The organism is Phytohabitans aurantiacus (assembly GCF_027923225.1).
GTDB classification, from domain to species: domain Bacteria; phylum Actinomycetota; class Actinomycetes; order Mycobacteriales; family Micromonosporaceae; genus Phytohabitans; species Phytohabitans aurantiacus.
In genome coordinates this window covers 49,268-69,187 of the sequence record NZ_BSDI01000034.1, presented here as the reverse complement: position 1 = coordinate 69,187, position 19,920 = coordinate 49,268, and the positions used below count along the sequence as shown (strand labels likewise).

Annotated in this window: 17 protein-coding genes and 1 pseudogene; 7 read left to right on the top strand and 11 right to left on the bottom strand. The window is 68.0% G+C overall.

Annotated elements, in window-relative coordinates; translation table 11 throughout:
* Positions 1–111, top strand: a pseudogene (locus QMG73_RS46620) (IS982 family transposase); the annotation flags it as partial.
* A gap of 162 nt (positions 112–273) precedes the next feature.
* On the opposite strand, the gene QMG73_RS29840 reads toward QMG73_RS46620, so the two are convergent.
* The 8 genes from QMG73_RS29840 to QMG73_RS29805 all read right to left on the bottom strand — a co-directional run bounded on the left by QMG73_RS29840 (position 274) and on the right by QMG73_RS29805 (position 12,241).
* The gene (locus tag QMG73_RS29840; RefSeq protein ID WP_281901198.1) at positions 274–1,287 is read right to left on the bottom strand and encodes a M23 family metallopeptidase; all 1,014 of its coding nucleotides are present in this window, start codon (positions 1,285–1,287) and stop codon (positions 274–276) included.
* A gap of 133 nt (positions 1,288–1,420) precedes the next feature.
* Positions 1,421–3,850, bottom strand: coding sequence for a tyrosine-type recombinase/integrase (locus tag QMG73_RS29835; protein WP_281901196.1), 2,430 nt, complete (start codon positions 3,848–3,850; stop codon positions 1,421–1,423).
* Positions 3,843–5,018, bottom strand: a complete 1,176-nt coding sequence (locus QMG73_RS29830; RefSeq protein ID WP_281901195.1) for a tyrosine-type recombinase/integrase — start codon at positions 5,016–5,018, stop codon at positions 3,843–3,845. Before QMG73_RS29830 ends, QMG73_RS29835 begins: the two co-directional genes overlap by 8 nt.
* The gene (locus QMG73_RS29825) at positions 4,954–5,955 is read right to left on the bottom strand and encodes a M23 family metallopeptidase (RefSeq protein ID WP_281901194.1); all 1,002 of its coding nucleotides are present in this window, start codon (positions 5,953–5,955) and stop codon (positions 4,954–4,956) included. Before QMG73_RS29825 ends, QMG73_RS29830 begins: the two co-directional genes overlap by 65 nt.
* Positions 5,956–6,822: 867 nt before the next feature.
* Positions 6,823–7,616 (bottom strand): IS5 family transposase gene (locus tag QMG73_RS29820; protein WP_407676878.1). Its coding sequence is split into 2 segments (ribosomal slippage): positions 6,823–7,283 and positions 7,283–7,616, totalling 795 coding nucleotides; the frame shifts between segments, so codons are not numbered across the junction.
* 851 nt (positions 7,617–8,467) lie between these two features.
* Complete coding sequence (locus QMG73_RS29815) at positions 8,468–8,902, bottom strand: hypothetical protein (RefSeq protein WP_281901193.1); 435 nt, start codon at positions 8,900–8,902, stop codon at positions 8,468–8,470.
* Entirely contained in the window at positions 8,899–10,977 is a 2,079-nt protein-coding gene (locus QMG73_RS29810; protein WP_281901192.1) for an ATP-binding protein, read from the bottom strand. The genes QMG73_RS29815 and QMG73_RS29810 overlap by 4 nt, the downstream gene beginning before the upstream one ends.
* Positions 10,978–11,392: 415 nt before the next feature.
* Positions 11,393–12,241: a winged helix-turn-helix domain-containing protein gene (locus QMG73_RS29805; protein WP_281901191.1), complete on the bottom strand. Its 849-nt coding sequence runs from the start codon at positions 12,239–12,241 to the stop codon at positions 11,393–11,395.
* Between the two features lie 837 nt (positions 12,242–13,078).
* On the opposite strand from QMG73_RS29805, the gene QMG73_RS29800 reads away from it, so the two are divergent.
* Both QMG73_RS29800 and QMG73_RS29795 read left to right on the top strand, forming a co-directional pair.
* Positions 13,079–13,402, top strand: coding sequence for a hypothetical protein (locus QMG73_RS29800; RefSeq protein ID WP_281901190.1), 324 nt, complete (start codon positions 13,079–13,081; stop codon positions 13,400–13,402).
* Positions 13,403–13,758: 356 nt separating this feature from the next.
* Entirely contained in the window at positions 13,759–13,971 is a 213-nt protein-coding gene (locus QMG73_RS29795) for a hypothetical protein (protein WP_281901189.1), read from the top strand.
* Between the two features lie 45 nt (positions 13,972–14,016).
* Here QMG73_RS29795 and QMG73_RS29790 read toward each other — a convergent pair whose 3' ends face one another.
* Together QMG73_RS29790 and QMG73_RS29785 are read right to left on the bottom strand one after the other, a co-directional pair.
* The gene (locus QMG73_RS29790; protein WP_281901187.1) at positions 14,017–15,531 is read right to left on the bottom strand and encodes an ISKra4 family transposase; all 1,515 of its coding nucleotides are present in this window, start codon (positions 15,529–15,531) and stop codon (positions 14,017–14,019) included.
* A gap of 72 nt (positions 15,532–15,603) precedes the next feature.
* Positions 15,604–16,071: a hypothetical protein gene (locus tag QMG73_RS29785; RefSeq protein WP_281901185.1), complete on the bottom strand. Its 468-nt coding sequence runs from the start codon at positions 16,069–16,071 to the stop codon at positions 15,604–15,606.
* 125 nt (positions 16,072–16,196) lie between these two features.
* On the opposite strand from QMG73_RS29785, the gene QMG73_RS29780 reads away from it, so the two are divergent.
* The 4 genes from QMG73_RS29780 to QMG73_RS29765 all read left to right on the top strand — a co-directional run bounded on the left by QMG73_RS29780 (position 16,197) and on the right by QMG73_RS29765 (position 18,497).
* Positions 16,197–16,376 carry a hypothetical protein gene (locus tag QMG73_RS29780; protein ID WP_281901183.1) on the top strand — a complete coding sequence of 60 codons (180 nt, stop codon included), beginning with the start codon at positions 16,197–16,199 and terminating at the stop codon, positions 16,374–16,376.
* 167 nt (positions 16,377–16,543) lie between these two features.
* Positions 16,544–16,762: a hypothetical protein gene (locus tag QMG73_RS29775; RefSeq protein WP_281901181.1), complete on the top strand. Its 219-nt coding sequence runs from the start codon at positions 16,544–16,546 to the stop codon at positions 16,760–16,762.
* Positions 16,759–17,487 carry a hypothetical protein gene (locus tag QMG73_RS29770; RefSeq protein ID WP_281901180.1) on the top strand — a complete coding sequence of 243 codons (729 nt, stop codon included), beginning with the start codon at positions 16,759–16,761 and terminating at the stop codon, positions 17,485–17,487. Before QMG73_RS29775 ends, QMG73_RS29770 begins: the two co-directional genes overlap by 4 nt.
* Positions 17,487–18,497 carry an AAA family ATPase gene (locus QMG73_RS29765; protein WP_281901179.1) on the top strand — a complete coding sequence of 337 codons (1,011 nt, stop codon included), beginning with the start codon at positions 17,487–17,489 and terminating at the stop codon, positions 18,495–18,497. The genes QMG73_RS29770 and QMG73_RS29765 overlap by 1 nt, the downstream gene beginning before the upstream one ends.
* 325 nt (positions 18,498–18,822) lie before the next feature.
* On the opposite strand, the gene QMG73_RS29760 is transcribed toward QMG73_RS29765, so the two are convergent.
* Complete coding sequence (locus QMG73_RS29760; RefSeq protein ID WP_281901177.1) at positions 18,823–19,671, bottom strand: hypothetical protein; 849 nt, start codon at positions 19,669–19,671, stop codon at positions 18,823–18,825.
* Between the last annotated feature and the right edge of the window lie 249 nt (positions 19,672–19,920).

Genomic DNA, 19,920 nt, shown 5'->3' with positions numbered 1-19,920 from the left:
GGCGTCGCCGTCCGGATCCTGCAACGCGTCCTCGCCCTGACCGCAGCGATCTGGCACAACTGGCACACCGGCCAACCGATCATGCGATCCCTGACCGCCTACGACCACTGACCCCTTGGAATCGATCATCTAGTGGAGTGGCCGGACATGCCGACGACGCCAATGGGCTGGCTAGCGGTCACTTGTTGTCCGAGGGTGACAGCTGGTCGGCGGAGCAAGTGGCAGTAGCGGGTGGTGATCGGTCCTGCGGCCATCGGTGATACGTCGAGTCGTTCAGGCTTGACCCAGCGGTGCGCCGTGTTCGCGCATGTATGGGACTGGGTCGATTGGGCCTTCGCCTGGGTGCTGTGTCTCGAAGTGCAGGTGGTCACCCGAGGAGTGGCCGCTGCTGCCGACCTGCCCGATCTCCTGCCCGACGGCGACAGTCTGACCGACTTCGACGATGGGGGCTCGCACCATATGGCAGTACATGGTCACAAGGTTGTTCGGGTGACGGATCTTCACGTACCAGCCGCAGCCGGGCGTACTTGGTGACCCGCGCCGGTTGCAGAGTTGTCCGCTGGGGTCGGTGTCGCACCGGGCAGTGATGACCTGGCCGGTGGCGGCGGCCCGGATGGGTGTGTCGGCGGGTGCGGCGAGGTCGACGCCGTCGTGGTCCGGCCGTTCGGGTGTGCGGAAGCCGGACACGATGGGAGCCCGGACTGGCTGCGTCCAACCGGCGTGCAGGCACCATTCAACATCGCCCGGGGTCGTCGCTCCGGATGCGGCAAATGCCTGCTGCACCATGGCTGTGGCTTCGCCCTCCCATTTGGCGTACGCGTCCGGGAACGCCGAGCGTTGCACGGCCTGCGCGGCATCGGTGAGGGCCATGGTCTGCCAGTCGGGGATCGTGAGGAGTCGTTCGTAGAACTTGCTTGTGGCGTAGGTGGGATCTTGGAGTTGCTCGATGGTGCCCCAGCCTTGGCTGGGGCGTTGCTGGAACAGGCCGACGGAGTCGCGGTCCCCGCTAGGCAGGTTCCGCAGACTGCTCTCTTGCATGGCGGTGGCGACGGCGATGACCCAGCCGCGCGGAGGGACGCCGCGTTGAACGCCGACGGCGACCATGGTGGCGGCGTTGGCGATCTGGTCGGCGTCCCATCGGTCGGCGGCGTTGGTGCCGCTGGGTGTGCCAGGGGCGGCAGTGCAGGCGGCGGCGATGCCGCCGAGGAGGACCGCCGGCGCGGCGGCGCAAAGTAGTGCGACGGCGGCTGTGACGGCGGCGATGAGGCCGATAGCGCGGTTGGTCATCGCCGCCCCCTGAGCTTGAGGGCGGCGATGACGGTGATGGCGCCTAGGTGACGCTCCTGTGTGGGCATGATTCCTCCGTGACATGGCATTCGGGTGGGGGTGCGCGGGCTTGCCGGCGTCGGTGGCTCACGGGTCACCGGCCGGTGGTGCGCAGTGTTGGCACGCCGAGTGGGACGGCGGTGCGGGCGAGGCGTTGGGCTTGCTGGCGTTTATCGGCCAGGCGGGCGAGGGTGGTGTCGATGCCTTCGATCTCGCCGAGCCAGTGTTCGGCTTCGGCTCGTGATCGCCGGGCGAGTAGGTCGGTCTCGATGAGTTCGAGGCGGGGCAGCATGTCGGGATGGACGTGCAGCATCGGGCAGCGAAGGCAGGCGTGTTCGTGGGCGCAGCCGGTGCCGTAGGGGCGTCCGCAGTTGCCGAGCTCGACCTTGCGTTTGTCGAAATGTTCCTCGAACTTGGCCCATTCGGTGTCGGTCGCCGGCCGGTACTCCTCGACCGGCCGCAGGCGGCGGCGCCGGTCGAGGAAGGCTTGGTAGTGGCGGACCAGGTCTTCTTCGAACACGGCGACGTAGCCTCGCGTGGTTTCAAGATCCAAATGACCGAGTAGGGCGGCGCCGATGTGGATGGGTAGGCCGTTGTTGACCAGGTCGGTGGCGAAGATGCGCCGGAAGTCGTGCGGGGTGAACCTTGCCTGCCCGAACTCGGGATGCTGGTCGGCCAACGCCTCGCAGCGGCGGCGCAGCAATTCCAGGACGATGTGCTGGCCGAACACCGTGCGGGTGGGGCCACGTTGGCGTTGGAACAGGAACGGCATCGCCGGGGTGTGGACCTTCTCGTGCGTGTCGTAGCGGGAGATGGCTGGTATGCCGCCGGCGCGGTCGGTGTGCCTGCGGATGATCGCCGCGATGACCGCGAACAGCTCGGCGGACATGGGGATGACCCGTTCCCGGTCGGATTTGGACGGCGCGATCACGAGCAGGGCGATCGTCTCGCCGTTGGGACGCTGGTAGCGGCGGATGGATAGCTGGCTCAGTTCGAGCAGTTCCTCGATCCGGATCCCGGACAGCCGCAACGTTTCGACGATTGCCCATTCCCAGAACGCGGCGTCTTCCGCGCGGTTGACGTTGATGATCTGCCCGTCGGTCTCGTCCCGAACCCGGAGGTGGTCGATCCCGTCGGCGGCGAGTTGCTGGTCGTAGTCGGTCCACACGCGCGTGTAGGTCCGTCCGCCCAGACTCAACGATTGCCCAGCTGCCATACCGGCGCCGGCCTCCAGTAGACGGCCCAGGTGGTCGCGCCGCCGGTTGACGTCGGCGACGAGGACGGGCAGCAGCGGCTGCCGGGTCCGGGTGCGTTCCGCGGAGCGTTCGCGGGCCTTGCGGTGGCGGCGGGCGCTGCCGGCGAAGTCGCCGGGGTTGATCGGGCACGGCGCCACCCACCTGGCCCATCGTTCGGGTTCGGCGACCGACCAGGTGTGCAGGTCGAGGTAGAAGCTGCGCACCGCGAGCAGGATCGGGTCGACCGACAGTCGCTCCCGGCCGTCTTCCCGCTGTCGGATGGCGGCCCGCCACTGGTCGTAGACCTGCGTCGGGATACGCAGATCGGCTTGCCCCGGCGCGATCTTTTCGACCTTGGACCAGAAGACGCCCGCGAGCCAGCGGGCCAGGCCGGTCAAGCTTGCGTAGTCCAGCGTCGTGGCGCGGCGGGTCAGGTAGTCGATGAGCAGTTGCCGGACCGCCCTGTTGACGATGGCATACCGGTCCACCAGGCCCGTCACCGACAGCTGACCGCGTTGCCCGGCAGCCTGTAGGGTCGGCGGCGTATCGGGCGGGAACTGTCCCATCTCGCGCAGTGCCTTCCACGCGACCTGCCCGGCGAACGTGGTGGTCGAACTGCGGGTGTAGGCGCCGAGGCCGTTGCGGCGGCAGTCCCACGCGTACTGCAGAAAACCGGCTGGTGCCAGCTCTGCGAACCGGATGCCGAACACGGTCAATGCGCATGCCACGTCGAACACGGCGGTGCGGCGCGCGTCGGCCGGCACCGGCATCGCCTCGACGTGCGAGCAGAACCGGTCCAGGTCCGCATCCTGCTGGGCGGTGACGAACATCGGCGCGTATCCGACCATTGCGGTCGCCCGCATCGCCGGCAGGGTCGGCCGGAACACCCGCAGACACAGCAGCAGCTTCAACGCCAAAGTTACGTTCACGCGCAGGTCCGTTTGCGCCGTCGTGGGGAAGCCGGTTTGCGCGTAGTCGCTGGCATTCCACCGCTGCTGCCACGTCCGGCCCGGAACGCGGTGCAGAACCTCCAGCAGCCCGCGAACTGCCGCGCGCCGGTCTCGGATCGTCCACCCGCTGGCGGGCCACACCTGCTCGGCCAGGTCGACGATCGAGGCGATTGAGGCGCGGGACAGGTCGCCGTGCGGCGTCGGCGCCACTTGGGGCGTCGGAACTGCGGGAAGGATGGTTCCGGCACGGTATTTGCTCCGCGCCATCACGGGGTCCTCATCGGTTGGCCGGGTCGGGGTGGTGCGGCGGACCCGGCCGGTGCTCGTCTGCTCAGCCACCGAACACCGCCGCCATGTCCGCCGGGTCATACCCGGCCGCCAGCCGTGCCGGCTCATGTCGGGGCCGCTGGAAGTGGCCCTGCAGCTTGTCGAACAACTCGTCCACGTTCACCGTCAGATACCGCTGAGTCGTGGCCAGGTGCTTATGCCGCAGCACTGTCTGCACCTCCGGCAGCGTCAACGACGGGTCGGCGACCATCCGCGCCGCCGCGGTGTGCCGCATGTCATGCGCCGTCCAGTTGGTGCCCAGCCGTGCGTTTGCCCGCTGCAGGATCCGCCGCAGCGCCCAGTACGACAGCGGGCGGGCCTCACCGCGCAGCGTCCGCCATACCGGCTCACCGGCCGTGGGCAGACCGGCCTCGTGCAGATACAGCGCCAGCAGGGTGAACGCCTGCGCCGACGCGGGTACCGGTTCCAACTCGCGGGTGCCCTTGGACACCACCCAGATCCGCTGGCCGGCCCAGTCCACATGCTCCAACCGCAGCCCGAGCAGCTCGCTGGCCCGGGCGCCGGACGAGACGTAGAACGCCAGCAGCGACCTGTCCCGGTCGCACCGCATCGCGGCGAACAGCTCGTTCCACAACGGATCCGGGATCGCCCGCGGCGCACGGTCCGGTGTCTTCTGCCGCAACGGCGCCCGCGGCACCCGTGCGACGGAATCCAGCGGGCTCCGATGCGCCAACGCCGCGCGTCGCCGCGATGACACCGGCACCGGGTTGACCACCGGACCCCACCCGCGGTGCGAGTGAAACTCGTAGAACCGGTACAACACCGACAAAGCATGGTTGATCGTGGCCGGCGCGTACCCAGGTGACAGGGCGCGCTTGCCGGTCTTTGTGTTGACCGCGGCTAAGTTCGAATGGCGGGTCCGCTGCGGGTTCGACGCCGTACGCATCCAGCCCACCAGCACCGCGACCTCATCTGTCGTCGCCTGATCCCACCGGACCGCCAGGACACCCAGGATGCGCCACCACCGCAGCAGATCCACCGCGTACGACCGGCACGTCAACGCACTCCGATCACTGAGCCTCAGATCCCGCAGAAACCGGCTGACCGGCTCAACCTCGCGACCCGCAGCGTCGACGAGCAGGAACGGCAACGACTCACAATCGGTCGCGCGAACCTCGCCGACACGGGGCAGGTCGACCCGGCCCTCCAACAATTGCATTCGGACGTCCACCAAGGACTGCACCTCCGTAGCAGTGCCCAGCCCCTTCTGGACTGAGCGGGTACGAAGGTGCAGTTAACTGGTCGCACCCCTTCGTGAGTTTCTCGTCGCCGTCGCGGTCGCAGCCCCAGTCGCCGCCGGTGCGCACGTCGATGGCGTTGCACCGCACCCGAGTCACTACACCGCTGGCGGCGGCGTGGATCGGGGTGCCTTTGCCGACGCCGAGGTCGACGCCGTCGTGCGAGGGACGATCAGCGGTGCGGAAGCCGCTGCCGACCTCGTGGATGACCGGCTGGGTCCAGCCGAGCGGGCCAACGTTGGCGCCGCAGTCGCCGAGCCCGGCGTCCAGGCCGGTGAGCGCGCCGACCAGGGTGGCCGCGTCGTCCTCCCATTTGGCGTAGGCGTCCGGGTAGGCGCTTGTCTGCACCGCCTGCGCGGCATCGGTCAGTGGCATGGCCTGCCAGCCGCTAACGCGCAACAGCGCCTGGTAGAACTTCGTGCTGGCGTAGACCGGGTCCATAAGCTGCTGTGCTGTGCCCCAGCCTTGACTCGGGCGCTGCTGGAACACTCCGACAGAGTCGTGGTCGTTGCCGTCGCCCAGGTTGGGCAGGTTGGTTAGCTGGGACTCCTGCATGGCGGTCGCGAGCGCGATGACCCATCCGCGTGGGGGGACACCGAGCCGGACGCCGACGGTGACGATCGTGGCGGCGTTGCCGACCTGCTCGCCGCTCCAGTCCCCGATCGGGTCGAACCCTCCGGCGAGCCGGGTCAGGTCCACGCCAGGGGTCGACGCCGAGGCGCTGGGGTCGGCCGGCAGGTAACAGCCGGCCGGCACGCCGGCACCGCCACCGACGAAGACGGCACTGAACAGTCCGGTGCACAGCAGCAGCACGGAGCAGACGGCGATCACGAGCCATGTCATGACGCGGCCGGTCATCGCCGCCTCCTGGGGTCGGCCGGCCGGCGCGGCCGGTGGGCAACTGGTGAGTCAGTGAGCGGTGCCATGACATGTCCTTTGTGGAGTGCAAGCTGGCGGAAGGGATTCGGCGGCCGGAGGGCATGGTTTTGGGCCGGATCCGTGGTGCACCCGATCCGGCCCGCCGAGGGCTATTCGGGTTGGTCTGGGCGCGCCGGTTCACCGCTGAGCTGTCGGGCCAGCCGGTGGGCCTCTTGCGCGGTGAGCGTGGGCAAGTGGTCGACGGGTACGCCGGCGGCGCGGGCGCTGGCGGCGTTGCTGGCGCGGATCGCCTCGCGCAGCTCGTGTTCGCCCCATGCCGGGCTGCACGGGGATCCCGCCGGCTTCGGCCACCTCGCGCAGTTCTCTTGCCCGCATGCCGGCGAGCAGGCCATCGGCGAGCATGTAGCGCAGTTGGAGCCGCGTGATGCGGTCCTTGTCGTCCGCTCCGCTCATGGCCGGCACCCGGCCGGTGCGGCGGGTCGCATGTCATCGAGGGCGCCGGGCAGGCGGTGGCCGGCCGTGATTCGGCAGGCTTGATCCGGGCGGTGTGACCGGCTGGGCCGCACCGGCCCGGCGCCGCCGGGTACCGGGACGGTGTCGCCGACGGGATGGGTGGCAGGCTGCCGGTGACGGTCGGGTATGCGGTCCCTCCTCTGCGCTGATGGCATGGCGGTTGGGGCCTCCGTCCGGTTGTTGGTGTGCAGGCGGGAGCCGCCGAGGCCAAGTCGTGAGGCCTCGGCGGAGCGGTGGTCATGCTGGTGGGCGTGACGACACGACGGGGGCGAGCTTGGATACGGTCGCGGACGTTGCAGCAGTTCGCCGTGGATGTGTTTCGCTTAAGAGGTCCTAACAGAGTCGTACGACGTGTCGGTACGTGATGATGCAGGTGGCGAGGGCGAGGAAGGCTTCGTGGATGTCGTCGCGGCGTTCCCAGCGGATGCGTAGTCGTTTCATGCCGTGGTACCAGGCGATTGTCCGTTCGACGACCCAGCGGTATACGCCTAGGCCGGAGCCGTGGGCTTGGCCGCGGCGGGCGATACGAGGTCGGATTCCCTTTCCGCGTACGGCGCGGCGGTACTTGTCGTGGTCGTAGGCGCGGTCGGCGTACAACTGGTCGGGGCGTTGGCGGGGCCGGCCTCGTCGCCCACGTACCGCGGGGATCGCCTCGAGCAGGGGCAGTAATTGGGTGATGTCGTTGCGGTTGCCGCCGGTGAGCGTGACGGCCAGGGGGATACCGGCGCCCTCGGTCAGGACGTGGTGCTTGGAGCCCGGGCGGGCGCGGTCGACCGGGCTCGGACCGCTTTTGGGCCGCGTCGGGCGGCCCGTACGTGCGAGGAGTCCACGACCGCGCGGGACCAGTCCAGCTTGCCGAGGCTGTGTAGTTCGGCCAGCAGCAGTTCATGCAGCCGCTGCCACACCCCGGCACGGTTCCACTGCTCCAGGCGTCGCCAGCATGTCATCCCGGACCCGAACCCCAACTGCTGGGGCAGGAACTCCCACTGGATACCGGTGTGTAGCACGAACAGGATGCCTTGCAAGACCAGCCGGTCCGGCAACGGCCGGCGACCCGGGCTACGCAGCCGGCGGGGCTTGACCGGCAGCAGCGGCTCGATCCGCTGCCACAGGTCATCCGGGACTATCCACGGTGGATACTCACCCTTCCTCACACCGGAAGCAACGCTGCGAGCAACCCAGCCGATATGGACACACCGCGCCAATCACCCCATTGTGTTAGGAGTTCTAAGCCGCTTTAGAATTAAGGGGCGGGCTGCGGTGACGACTGATCCGCTGTCGGGTGGCGGTGTGCCGGGGTCAGGCGGCCTGCCACACGTTGGGGCGACGCAGCGGTGGGGGCCAGGTAGTGCGCTGGTACGGCGCGGTGCTGACCGGTTGCCGGACGACGGCTGCCGCGCTGATCACCGCTGTCTGTGCGGTGACCGGGGCCGGCGGTACGACGGCGCGGCCACGCGCGACCGCTGTTCGGCGGCGAGCGGCGTGTGCCGCCCGCTGCGCGGCGATGGCCGTCGGACATGGGTAGTTCGGTGCGCTTGCGCAGAGCAGGCTGGTACAGCGGCCACGCGGGCCCTGTTCATGCGCGGCGGCTACATCGATGGACAGCCGCCATAGCAAGATGTCGTCAACGTCGGCGGGGACCGGCAGATGAGCCGAGGGATGTGAGCGGGAGTTGGGCATGACAGGGGCCCTTTCGCGGCGTCGATACGGGTCTGTGTGGTGGTCTCCACCCGCAGGCGCGTTGGGCCGGGAAGGACGTGTAGGGATGAGTGCCCGTGGACTCGGGGTAGTGACCAGGACAGATCGACGCTCGACTTTCCATCAAACGCAAGTCGTTGATGGGTTTGCGGTGACGAACCGGCGCCAGGTCGGCACCGGTGGCCGGTGCCGGTGCCGGGCGTGTGGTGTGTGATGGAGGTTGGGGGTAGTTACGGTTGCCGGTGCGGCGGCGGACTCCGGGTGTGCCGGTGGGCGGCTGCTAGCTGGCCTCGTGGATGAGGAAGCAGTCCGCCGCGGTCGGATCGTCGTGCCGGTAGCGGTGCAGCTTCTCGTCGTAGTGCGCGGGCTGGTGGCAGTGCAGGCAGCGCATCGGTGCGGGCTGTTGTAGGTCTTCGCCGTCTCCGCCCACGGTCGTGGTGTGGTCGTGCCGCGGATAGCTGCAGGTGCCGTAGGTGCAGTACGGCCGTCCGGGAGCGCTGAGCCGGCGGGTGACTTCGTCCTGAACGGCGACGATGATGTCGATGGTGGCTGGGGTGCCGTCGTACGGGACTTGGGCATCGATGAGGTAGTCATTGGCGTCGAGGTAGTCGTGCAGGTCGCCGAAGGTGCGCACCCGGCCGGGTATGTGGCCGGCCGCGATGTCGTTGTCGATGGCGGCCATGATGTGGTCGGCGTGGCGGTGGATGCCGGTCATGGGTGGGCCGTGTCGAGGTTGAGCCGCTGTCGTTCCAGTGCTATCAGGGCCCGTGCGGGTGCCTGCCAGCTGTCCTCACCGGTGGGCGCGGGCGTCGTCCCGGAGGCCAGGGCTTGCAGGGCGGGGATCTGGTCGGCGTAGGTGCCGCCGAGGGTCTGCAGGTCGGCGCAGGCGCGGGCCATCGCCTCGCGCATCTTTTTCGCCCACGGGCCGGGCTTACCCCAGTTCTGGCGGTTGCGGCCGTGTATGGCGCCCTCGCACAGGTGGTAGCCCAGCCACACCACCGGCGGATGCACCCTGGCGGCTTCGGCGAGCAGGGCGACCTTGTCGTAGTCCCAGGCACGGCCGCCGCGCTGTTGGCGGTGGCCGGCGGTCTTTGGGTGGGTCAGGGTGCGCCAGTAGTCGGGGTGGACGGCGGTGGAGGCCACCAGATCCTTCTCGGTGGCGATCCCGCCAGCGGTCAGCGCGTGTGGCAGTTGGTCGAGCAGTAGGTGCGCCAACTCGCGGCGGCTGGCCGGCACGGCGGGATCGTCTGCGGCGGCCGCGCGGCGCCGCTTCGTGGGTGCCGGTTCGGGCAGGTCGGCTGGATCGGGCAGGGCGGAGCCATCGGCCAGGTAGCCCAGCAGCAGTGCGGCGAAGTCGCTGAGCAGGTGTTCGAAGCCGCGGGTGCGGTCGTGGTAGTCGGGGATCTGGATCCAGCGGCCGCCGCCGCGGTGGCCGACCCGGTGCGCGGCCTCGTGTAGCAGGGTGAGCAGTGCCTCGTGCCGGTCGGCGAGGGCAAGGCGGTGGATGGCCACGTCGCCGGTGCGCGGGTTGTAAAACCCCTGTGCGCACGGCTGTTCCTCACTGTCGGAGTACACCCGGACTCGGTCCAGTGCGAACGGGCCGATCGCGCTGCGGACCAGCCGGCGGGCGTCGGCCAGCATGGCACGCTCGGCCGGGGTCACGGACTTCTCGGGAATCCAGGTGGTCTTTCCGCGGGTGCGGTCGTAGTGGCGGTTCTGCCGTGCCCTGGCGACCTCGACGCCGAGCAGTTCCATGACGGCTCGTTGCTCGTAGTGGCCCAAACCTTGGGCGGTCACCTCGGTGTAGCCGAGGTCGACCAGGTCGAGAGCGGCTTGCTCGTTGCCGGTGGTGGTGTAGTACGTCTGGGCGGGCAGATGGGTGAGCGCCCACGTCCGCCACGCCGCGCGGGCGCGGGGCGCGGTGACTTGGCCGAAGAACTGCTCGGGCTCGCGTAGTTTGCCACCGGCCAGCACGTGGCCGGCGAACCGGTCGATGATCTGCTGGTCCTGGCTGCCGGCGAGGATCGCGCGGACCGCGTCGCGCAGCGCACCGGCTTCGATGACGGTCCGGTCGCGGTTCTGTAGCGCCTTGTCGGTCAGCGGCAGATCGTAGGAGGCGCGCAGGCCGTCGACGACGCTGACCAGCACACCCCCGATCCACACTCGGCCGGGCTCCCCGTCCAGGACGCACAATCCGGGTGTGACGGGCGGCCGGTAGCCGGGTTCGGCTAGGGCACGGAAGCGTCCGATCGCCTCCTGGGCCAGTGCCCGCGCGCATGCGACGGTGATGACCGTCCCGCGGGCACGGTCGGCGCGGTAGAGGTTGTAGACGAGGACCTCGGCGCCTTGCGCGGAGCGTGACGGGATCTGGCCACCGAGCAGGCGACGCCGCTCGACGGTCGGGATGAAGCCGTAGCCCACTGTCTCGCAGCGCACCGCGCCGACCTCGGGGCTGCGGGCCAGGACGAGGGCGGCGAGTTTCTTGCCCTCGCCGAACTGGCCTATCTGCTGTTCGGTTTTGGTGGAGTAGCCGAGGATGAGTCCTTCTTCGGGGATGCCGGGGCCGTCGTCGGCGATGGTGAGTACGCCGTCGGCCCAGCTGACCCGCGCGGCGGGGTCTTCATCTAAGGCATTGGCGATGAGCTCACACAGTGCCCGCACTGGCGTCCACGACTGCACGTAGTCCGGCGATATGGGGTAGGCGAGGGTGTCGACGATGGTCGGGTCCGACGCGGTGATCGTGACGGACGGGCCGGGTCGAGTTTGGACGGTCGGGTTGCCGGTGTCCACTGTGGTCTCCTCATGATGATTGGTGTTGTCGGAGCGTGGGTGCGAGCACGCGGGTGTGTATGGGGTTCCTCCGCGTTGTGGTGTGGGCCCGGGCAGCGGCGAGTGACCGAGGCGGGATGTGGGCCGCGTGTTCGAGGTTTCTTGGTCAGGACGCGGGTCGTCGCAACCAGCCCGCGCAGGCTCGCGTATGCGGTGGGCAGACCGATCGGGGCGACGCACAGATGCCGGGGGCGTCCGGGGTCTTGCGGCCGGGCGGGCGGGTGGCGACGATCGGCTTACCGGATCGCTTGGTTGGGACGGTAAGGCGCCGGAGGCGGGTGCGAGGCGTCCAGCTTCGATGCCCGCCTCCGGGCGCCGGTGTGTCAAAGGTGTGCAAGCCGCCGTCCCGTGTGTGTCCGGGGCGGGCTGGCGGTTTCTATGGGTTGGCCGGTTGGGTCGCCGCGAGCTGGTAGGTGGCCGGCTTTTCGAGGACTTTGGTGGCGTTGCCGCCGTCGACGAGCCGGTCGCAGGCGAGCACGACCGCGCCGGGGCTGGCCTTGGGGTAGGTGTGGCCGTCGGCGTTGTCGGTCTGGTCGATCAGCCGGCCTAGATCGGTGACCTTGTATGGCGTGTCCGGGTTGGTCTGCATGATTCGCAGGGCGGTGCGGGCGAGTGCGCCTGGAGGCCGGCGGGTCTTGCTGTCCGCCGGGGCGGTGGGGGTTGTGGTGTCGGGGGTGGGCTGTTCGGCGGGCGTGGCGTCGCCGTCGGCCTGATCGCTTGCTGTTCCTGTTGTTGGCCCAAGCTGCTGCTGGGGGTCTGGTGCCTGGTTCGCGACGGTCGTATCGGTGGGGGTGGCCTGTGTGTTGTTGGCGTCGCCGGCCGCCGTCGCGGGGTTCGGCGGCGTCACGTCGGTTCCTGCGCTCTGGTCGGGGTCGCTGGTGTCCGCCTCGGTGATCACGGGCGTGGCTTCGGAGGTGGGCGGCGGCTCGGTTGTCGTGGTCGTCCGCGCGGCGTCGTGCGTACCGGCGGTGTCGCCGCTTTCGGGGGCAGGGCTGGCGTTAACGGCCGATTCCTGCGCGGGTGGGGTGGTCAGTCGCCACACGGTGCGGCCGTTGTCCTTGACCCGTGCGGCGCGGCCGGCGTCCTCCAGCGCGCGCAGTTTCGGGGTGACGGTCGAGTAGCCCATCCCGGTCTTCTTGGCGATGGCGGCGGCGGTGAGGTCACTGTCTCGCAGTGCCTGCGCGACGACCTCGATCGGGTCGGGCTTGGCGGCTTTTGTGTCCACTGTGGTTTCTCCGTTTCGGTTGCGGGAAAATGGTTTGAGGAAGGCGTGCACTGATGGACGCTTCACAGGCGCCCTGTTCGCAAGTCGCCGGCGGCAATGCGCCGGGTGCTGCGGTCGGCATGAGGGTCGGTGCGGCCGTCAGCGGTAGATAGCGGTTCCCAGCGGCAGCCGGCCGGGGTTCACGCTTTGCGGTGGCGCTGTTCGAAACAGGGGTGGTGGCCGCTGTGGCTTTGAAGCTGGCCCTCAAGGCGGTCACCATCCGGCGCTACGGTCCGGGGCTTCGAAGGCTTGGTCCTGCGGACCTCGCCGGATGGTGACCGATCTGATCGACGCTCGTTTTTGTAGGAATCGCAAGTCGTCGCCGAAGGTGGGGCTGCCGCGGCGTTGTCATGCGTTGTGCCGTGGCAGGCCGCACATGCAGGCCGTCGCGTTGCGGGGCGAACGGGGCGCCCGTCGTGGCCGGCCCCGGGGGTGGGCTTGTGCTTGCCGGGCGGTGTTTAGGTTCGTGGTTGCTGTCCGGTGCGGAGTTGGATCGCCTCGGCCATACGCGTGGAAGTACGGACTGGACCGAGAGAGGGCTCTTTAGCGCGTGGGGTTAGGCGTGTCATGCTGGTTTAGCGCAACCTCGTCGAGTTGAAGAAACCGACGTGGTGGGCGCCAGGGCGCGGAGGCCCCCGCCCCCGATGGAGGTCAAGACCTCAAAGGTCGAAGTTTGCCGACGAAGGAGGTTCCGATGTAGGAGCAATCCGCATTGTGGAGCCAGAACAGTTCAACCGACCGTAAACGACCCAAAGGATGCTAATCATGATTGCAAAGCCAGTCCGCTAGGTACGCAACTTGGGGGAAACCGCGAAGTGGATTGTCGCGGTGTTCCCCTGGCTGATCCCACTTTTATTGATCTTGTTGGCCTGGGGTCTCCATGGGGCCGACAAGAGCGGTAAGAGCATAAAGATCACCTGGAACCTCGTTGCGTTCCACATAGAGATCTCCGACAAGCCCCAGGCATCGAAGGAACAGCCTGGCAAGTCCGAGATAGGCGCCCCGAACGCCGAAGCCAACCGTGTAGACGGATCAAACAAGCCGGATGCCACCGGCCCTCCCGAACTGCCCCCCGGCGATGCTCGCCGTGAAGCAGCGGGCGGGGGTGGGGCCGTGTCGTAGCGCCGAAAATAGCCGGTGTCCTCTCCCGGCATATGAAGGTTTCTGTCGTGGCGCCCCCGATCGGGGCGCCACGGTGTTTAGTAGGGCCGATCATCGATGACTAGTTCGACCCCCTGATAACATGATCGATGTGCGGCCATCGTTCGCGTACGGCCGTGCCACGGGCTAAAACATCGCCACCCGTGATGCTGTCGACCCCCGTTTAGGCGTTCGAGAACTTCCCGGGGAGCCGTGGCGCCGCTTAGCCCGTCCGGGCCTGCGCCAGAGGTTCCCCGTGCGCGGGGATGGCTGCTGGAGCACACGACGTGTCATCAAGAACGAGATTCGGCCGGCAAGCGGCCCATCGAATCATGCGCATGCAGTACCGGCCGATCAGGGCGACGGCCGAAGAGTTGGGTGTCGAGTACAACCACCTGCGATTCGCGCTATACGGCCAGGTACGTCCCAACGACCGAGTGCGGCGACGTCTGCCGCGTTTGCTGGGCCACCCGCTGGAAGACCTGTTCTCGGCGGAAAGCTTGGCGAAGCCGCACGACGCCAGCAAGAACCCGTGGCGGGTGCAGTCATGAGCGGTACAGGGTGCGTTTCCTCTTGAGTGAGCGGAGGGGCAGCGGTCATGCGGCCGGGGCGTATTGGTCCTGGTAGCGGCTGGCGTGGGTGCGCTGGTACTCGCGGTCGAGGTGGAATTGCCAGTACTGGTCGAAGTCGCCGTTGGTGATGACGGCGCGTAGGAGCAGGACGGCTTCGGCGCCGGTCAGGCTCCAGCGGGCGCCGGTGATATCGAGGCGGTCTTTGACCAGGTAGCGGCAGCAGCCTTCGATGACGCCGGTGGCGATGGGCCAGCCCAGGGCTAACGCGATGTGGTAGTTGAGGTAGGGCTGTTTGGCGTGTAGGTAGGCGGCGGCGCGTTGCAGGCCGGGAGCCGGGTGGTCGGCGGCGCGGGCGCGTAGGTGGGCGTTCAGGTCGGCGACTACCCGCGGGGCGTGGCCTTCCAACAGATCGCGGGCGGTGGCCTGGACGAAGGCAGCCCGGGCTGGGTGTGTTGGGTGGAGGTCTTCGGCAGCCTTCCATAGGTATTCGAGTACGTGGATGAAGTCGACGACGATGTCGATGTGGACGCCGCGACGTTCGGCCTCCTTGGTGATGCATTCGAGTTGGTGGTTGGCGCCGTCGACCAGCACAACCCAGCGGCGGCGATGCTGCCGGTCGCGGGCTTCGGCTTGGTCGAACAGGGCGGTGACCATCGGTGCGACGGAGTGCTCGAGGGACGCGTCCACCCGGCGGCGGGCCGCGCGCGGGCCTGGTTGGCGTGCGGCGCGTTCGGTCGCATCAATGGGCAGGATGTCGGCGGCGGCGCGTGGGGCAGGGGTGGCGTCGTAGATCGCGGTCACCACTGCCATGCGGGTGCGTCCGGTCCGTTCCCGTCGTGCCAGTTGGGCCGAGGGTGGCTGCGGGCCAGCAGGTCTGGGCGAGGACGGCTCGCGTAGATCGGTGGGGATCATGTTCACCCCGGTGGCGTCGAGGCTGAGCACGAGCACGTCCCGGCCATCGCCGGCCGGGACGTGGCCCAGGCCGGTGGCGGGTTGGTAGAAGTCGCGGATGTCGACCGCCGCGTCGGTGGCGATCTGCATCAACTGCCGGGTGCCCAAATGCTGGCCGGTGGTACGGACGATCGCCTCACGGGCAGCCCGCAGCGACCCGGCTCCCACCTCATGCACCACCTCCCGCTGCAGCGGGAAGGAATACAACCGCTGCGGCAGAGCCAACTGCGCGTCAGCTGGGTGCAGATTCGGTGCGCCCGGCGCCCGATAGGCGATCCGGTTCACCTCCACCGGGCCGACGGTGGTGGCCACCAACCTGCGGTGCCCGGCCTCGGCCCGCCGCCGTACTACACCGTCCGCGCCTGCGACTTGCCGCAGCCGGGGTTCGCGGCCGGCACGCGCGTCCAACTGGTCCTGCATCAGCTGCCGCTGCAGCTCCCGCCCCGCCTCGGTGACGTACTCCTCCAACGCGTGCTGGGTGCAGGACATCATCCGCGCGTCACTCAAACGGGCGACCATCTGCTCCAGACAGGCCCGGGAAGCGGCGAAATCGTCTCGTCCGGGCGCGGGCTGTGGGTAGGGTTCCACCGGGTCTTCCTCGGGTCGGTTCAGGCTTTGACACCCGGCCAACTCGGGAAGACCCTTCCACGTCCCCAATTTTCACCCGCTGGCTGTACTCGCCGCACCCGCCAGGGTGAACATGCCCGGCGTAATCTGGGCGACCTGCCCCGCCGCGCACAGCTTCTTCAACCGGTGTCGCACCCGTTCCACGTGCCGGGCCACCGACGGATCCTCGCCCAACGCCGCGACCACCTCACGGCAACGCGCCGGACGCCCTCGCTCGGCAAGCACGGCCAGCACCTGCTTCGTGAACGCCTCGACATCGCCGCCGGCCGCCGCCGCACCGGCAACCGGTACGGGCACTACGGCAACTGTCGCTATCGCAGCCGGATACGCCACTGCCAGCTCGCCGACCACCTCACGAGCCGTCACCAGCCGCTCCAACTCCTGCCGGCACCCCGCCAGCAGAGCACCGATCCGCTCGGCCTCGGCCTGTAACCGATCCGCCTCCGCCCGACAGGCCGTCTCCCGCTCGTCCAGCAGCCGAAGCACCTCGCCGACGTCCAACCCGCCCCGCCCCTTCGCGCCGGCCGCCCAACCCTGCTAACGCAACGAGACCAAGCCATCGGCGGACACGCCGCCCCGCCCCAGCTCACTCAAGAGGAAACGCACCCAGCGGTACACCGCGCCTCGTGGACTTCACCCACTGGCACACCTGGACAGAGGGCGAGTGGCCCGTGCCGGTGTCCGGCCGAGAGGTTGCCGCCCAGGCTGCCGTGCGCGGCCGGCGTGCACAGGATCTCGCCCCGGTGGTGTCCGACCCCGAGATCATCGGCCGCATGGCGGTCATGCTGCGGAAGCGTGGTGCGTGATGCCGGAAGAGAAAAATGCCCGCCAGCGGGGAACTGACGGGCATCCTGGCGACAGATCGACACGCGGATGGTCGCATGACAACGCGGAGCCACGCAGGGCGACGGAGCGCAGGGTTAACTTCTACCCCCGGCCGTCGATGCCCGATTTCATCCTCATGCTGCGCCAGATGGACGAGCCTGATCAGCACGAGTGGATCAGGTGGCTCAGCGACGACGCCAAGGTCCGCATCGCGCTGTCGATCCTGTACGCCGCCACCACGCCGGCCGAGCTGGAGATGTACTACGACGGCCTGCGTCCGCTCGTCGCTCACGACGACCTGTACGGTCCGATGATCGACCGCATCCACGCGGAGATGTGGCACCACTTCCTGGGGGGCCACTCGTGATCGTCTACGCGTACACGCAGCTGGACGGTCGTGAAGTGTTCCAGCGCGTCAGGTTCGAGGATCCGGTTTACGAAAACGGCGTCTTGCTGGGCTACACGAAGACCATCGTGTACCGGCACCAGTGCATCCGGCCGTGCGGCTGGATCGACTGGCGCGGGCAGCGGTGGTGGGCTGACCCAGACGTGCCGGAGGCGTGGCACTGGGAAAAGCCTGTCGGCGCGGACGGGTATGTGTACCGGCTGCCGGAGATCGCCGAGGCGTCTACGTTGTACATCACCGAGGGCGAGAAGGACGCCGACGCGATGGTCACGGCCGGCGTCGTCGCCACGACACATCACCAAGGCGCCGAGGTCGGCCCGTCACGGCTCCAGGCACGCCGCGTCATCGCGGCCGACGTCGGCCGGGTGGTCATCGTGGCGGACCGGGACGAGGCTGGCGCGTACTGCGCGTGGAAGTGGCACGAGCTGTTGCGCACGACGCCACCCACGGGCGACCGGCTGATCGGGGAAGGCATGTCTGCCGACCGGATCACCATCGTCCGCGCGAGGGGACCGCTGGCGAAGGTCAAGGATGCCGCCGATCACCTCGCCGCGGGCTATGGCCCGGAGGACTTCGTGCCCGTGGAGAAGACCGAGGTGCAGCGGGTCGCAATCCAGCATCGTGCCGGCCGTCGTGGTCGCGCCCGGCGTGCGTATCGCCCCGGCCGTCGGTGGGGTGGTCGGTGATGGGTGCGGATTTCGGCGAGACCACGGCGAAGAAGGGCGGAGATTTCCTCTTCGACCAACCGGAGGTGATCCCGGCGGTGTGGGGCCACGCCGAACGGGTCCTCTGGGCGGAGGGCGAACCCATGATGATCGCTGCTCCGCCGGGGACCGGCAAGTCGACCACGGCTCAACAGCTCCTACTCCGCCGTTGCGGGGTGATCCGCGAACCGCTCTTGGGTCTGCCTGTGAAGGTCAGCAAGCGGCCCTCGCTGCTGTTGGCCATGGACCGGCCGCGCCAGATCGGTCGGAGCATGCGCCGGATGGTGGACGTGGCCGACGACCGCACGCGGAGGCTGCTCAACCGGCGGCTGGCGGTGTGGGACCAGCCGTTGCCGCGTGACTTCGTCGCCCAGGACGGGTTCGTGGACTGGGCCGACGCGCTCTGCCCCGGTGTGGGCTTGATTGTCGTGGACTCGTTGAAGGACTTCGTCATCGGGTTGAGCGCCGACGAAGCTGCGGCGGCCGTCAACCTGGTGTGGCAGGAGGTCAGTGCGGCCGGCATCGAACTCCTGGTGCTGCACCACGACCGGAAGACGTTGGGCAGCGACACGCGGGAGAACCCAGCACTAGACGACATCTACGGCAGCCGGTGGATCACCGCAGGCATGGGGAGCGTTGTCATGTTCGCCGGCGCTGCGGGGGATCAAGAGGTCACGCTCCATCACGTCAAGCAGCCATCCGAAGTGGTCGGTCCGATGGTCGTGCATTTCGACCGGGCTTCCGGAGAGCTAGCGCGCGGTGCTGACGGTCGAGTTGACCGGGCGTCCAAGCACGTCATGGAGGTGGTCGAGTTGGCACGCAACAAGCCTGGGATGTCGTCCAGTGACCTGTTGGCGCTCATGACCACCACGACCAACAACGACGCCAGAAACCGCGCCATGCGGGAGGCCGAGCGCCAACGGCTGGTGCGGCGGGAACTGGGGCCGAAGAACGCCAAGTTCGTCTTCGCCATCGAGTACGAGGAGCTGTAGACCCAGTGTTGTCCCAAGCTATCCCTGGGGAAGCTGGGTCTACACGGTCGGTGTTGTCCCCCCACGTATAACGGGGGGACAACACGACCGGAACCCCTGGAGCTGACATGGCGAAAGCTCCAGCTGGACGCTGAAGTGGGCGGACACGCCCCGGCATCGCGCGTACACCCGCTGGCTAACCGGCCCCAGATCGCCATGGACGGCCTGGCGCGTCGGGATGTGGGTGTGGGGGATGCCCCAACGGCGTACAGACGTGCTGAGGGCGTGCCGGTGCGATACCCACGCACCGTAACTGGCGCTGCGTACAGTCAACGAGCGTTTCGTGTTACCGATGTGAGGTGACGCGTTGGTCGTAAACGCGGTACGCGGCGCCGTACATAGCCAACGCAACCTGAACGCCGGCCACAAGAAGATCGGTCGGGGCGGTGATCCGTACGTCGGACACGCCAGGCGTGCTCGGACCGATGACCTCGATGTCGAACGCCGTCAAGACCCACCTATCGCCGTGTGCGACCGCGCTACAGACCCGCCACAGCATCAGCGCAAGGTTGTTGTCGCCATCGATGAGTTGCGCTATTTGGCCGGCATCCTGGACGATCTCGGTCGCAGTTGGTTTATTGGTGAGGGCGGTACGCGTGGCGGCTTTGATGTCTTCTTCGGATGCCGTTGGATTCGCAGCGAGCACTGCGTTCGTTACGACGCCCGCTTGGAACGCCAATTCGTTGACCCTGTCCTTCCGTCTCTGTATCTCGGCATCCTGCTGCGGATTCGGCCGGCCGAAAAAGGATTTAACTGCCTTGAGGTTCGCCATTTCAAGGCGGAGCCGGCGCAGAATACGTTCGGGCCGCTGAGCGGGTGACGATAGCCACAGAGCTAAAGCGGCGTTCTCAAGTGCTACTCGCGTAAGTGAAAGAGGTGCGTAGGTGTGGATGCGCAAGACGTTATCCCCAGTGCCCGTCAGAGCCATGCGCATGGAGTGCAGATGATCGACTGCAACTCCCATTGATTGGCTGGCCTGGTGGCTTACCTCGTATGGGTGAATCTTCGCATCATCACCGGCGAAGGCGCTGCCGGGTTGTGCGGTGGGGTACGTCCGCTCAATCCACTGCTCGGTCACCTGCAATAGGGCCATGAGCTTGTTGATCAGCGCCTGCTCTTCGTTGCTGACTGTCACGGACGGAGAGTAGTCCGTGCCGGCAGCGGCCGCCATCGACTTTGGACAGTCACCGCACGATTCGTAGATGACGAACTCTGTTGATCGCCGGAAAATATGTGTATCGGCATTCCAATTGGGGGCGCTCATGGGCGCACGCGGCAAGCTGCCGGAACACACGACGTCGCTTCCGTTGAGGCTGTCGGAGGTTCATCGGTATCGACTGGAAACGCTGGCATTCCGGCGCGGTCAGTCGATGGCCACAACTAT

What these genes read in the sequence shown, in the direction of transcription:
- QMG73_RS29765 (WP_281901179.1), top strand. Translation starts at nt 17,487, where the DNA reads ATGGGTGCGGATTTCGGCGAGACCACGGCGAAGAAGGGCGGAGATTTC.
- QMG73_RS29830 (WP_281901195.1), bottom strand. Translation starts at nt 5,018, where the DNA reads ATGCAATTGTTGGAGGGCCGGGTCGACCTGCCCCGTGTCGGCGAGGTT.
- QMG73_RS29795 (WP_281901189.1), top strand. Translation starts at nt 13,759, where the DNA reads ATGCAGTACCGGCCGATCAGGGCGACGGCCGAAGAGTTGGGTGTCGAG.
- QMG73_RS29825 (WP_281901194.1), bottom strand. Translation starts at nt 5,955, where the DNA reads ATGACCGGCCGCGTCATGACATGGCTCGTGATCGCCGTCTGCTCCGTG.
- QMG73_RS29840 (WP_281901198.1), bottom strand. Translation starts at nt 1,287, where the DNA reads ATGACCAACCGCGCTATCGGCCTCATCGCCGCCGTCACAGCCGCCGTC.
- QMG73_RS29775 (WP_281901181.1), top strand. Translation starts at nt 16,544, where the DNA reads ATGGACGAGCCTGATCAGCACGAGTGGATCAGGTGGCTCAGCGACGAC.
- QMG73_RS29815 (WP_281901193.1), bottom strand. Translation starts at nt 8,902, where the DNA reads ATGACCGGCATCCACCGCCACGCCGACCACATCATGGCCGCCATCGAC.